This window comes from Collinsella sp. AF16-8 (assembly GCF_003462695.1).
GTDB lineage: Bacteria > Actinomycetota > Coriobacteriia > Coriobacteriales > Coriobacteriaceae > Collinsella.
In genome coordinates this window covers 1-1,565 of the sequence record NZ_QRXX01000027.1, presented here as the reverse complement: position 1 = coordinate 1,565, position 1,565 = coordinate 1, and the positions used below count along the sequence as shown (strand labels likewise).

General features: G+C 61.4%; 1 rRNA gene. It reads right to left on the bottom strand.

Annotation, left to right across the window (positions count from 1 at the left end):
- Positions 1-1,252, bottom strand: a 23S ribosomal RNA gene (locus tag DWW73_RS10005); the annotation flags it as partial.
- Between the last annotated feature and the right edge of the window lie 313 nt (positions 1,253-1,565).

The window sequence follows — 1,565 nt, the reverse complement described above, 5'->3', positions numbered from 1 at the left end:
AAAATCCCGCCGCTTCGGTGTCCAGCTTAGCCCCGTGTATTGTCGGCGCATGTCCACTCGACCAGTGAGCTGTTACGCACTCTTTGAATGCATGGCTGCTTCTAAGCCAACATCCTGGTTGTCTGGGCGGACGCACATCCTTTGCCACTCGGCTGGAACTTGGGGACCTTAGCGGGCGGTCCGGGCTGTTTCCCTCTCGAGCACACAGCTTAGCCCACATGCTCTGACTGCCGCGCTCTGGGCCGCCGGCATTCGGAGTTCGGTTGGATTCGGTAGGCGGCGAAGCCCCCTCGTCCATCCGGTGCTCTACCTCCGGCGGTGAACGCGCGACGCTAGCCCTAAAGCTATTTCGGGGAGAACGAGATATCTCCGGGTTTGATTGGCCTTTCACCCCTATCCGCAGGTCATCGCCGCCGTTTTCAACCGACGTGCGTTCGGCCCTCCACGGGGTCTTACCCCCGCTTCAGCCTGCCCACGGATAGCTCACCCGGCTTCGCGTCCGCGGCGCGGGACTCAAGTCGCCCTGTTAAGGCTCGCTTTCGCTCCGGCTCCCTTTCGGTTAACCTCGCCCCGCGCCAGCGACTCGCTGGCTCATTCTACAAAAGGCACGCCGTCACACCATATAGGTGCTCCGACTGCTCGTGGGCGCACGGTTTCAGGTACTGTTTCACTCCCCTCCCGGGGTGCTTTTCACCTTTCCCTCACGGTACTGGTGCGCTATCGGTCACAGGGTAGTACTCAGGCTTGGATGGTGGTCCACCCAGGTTCGGACCGGGTTTCACGTGCCCGGCCCTACTCAGGGACCGCGTCGCGCCGTCCGGTCTGGGTTCGCGTACGGGGCTGTCACCCGCTGCGGCCGGCCCTCCCATGCCGTTCCGCTCCCCAGCCGGACCTGCGCCCGGGGGCGGCAGCCCCCGGATGCGCGGCCCTGCAACCCCGTCGGCGGAACCCCTGCCGGGTATGCCCGCTCGACGGTTTGGCCATCGGTCCCCTTTCGCTCGCCGCTACTCGGGGAGTCTCGAGATTGATTTCCTCTCCTCCGGGTACTTAGATGTTTCAGTTCCCCGGGTTGTCCTCCCGGCCCCTATGTGTTCGGGGTCGGGATATCCGTACTGCTACGGATGGGTTCGCCCATTCGGAGACCCCCGGGTCGAAGGATGTGTGCTCCTCGCCGGGGATTATCGCAGCTTGCCGCGTCCTTCATCGGCTCCCTGTGCCAAGGCATCCGCCGTGCGCCCGTGGTATCTTGCGGGACCGCTCTCGGGCCCGCGGGATATCCACGTGTCGCTAAAGTTAATTAATCGATATCATGAATAGCGCTCGTATGTCGCAATTCGGGTATCTCATACCGCGGCACAGTAGTTGACTGTGCTCGCGATCAGATGCTCCTCACTCATTAATAAGTGAATTCTTCTTGTTTGGATCGGATGAATGATTGCTATCATTCTGTCTTTAAATCGCAGAAAAGAATCGAGTCTGGAAGAATGATCTTCCATCTCTCTCCTATCGCTATGCGGCTCTCAAGGTACGCGGGTGCGACCCCGGGGACCGGGTGCTGCGGGGAC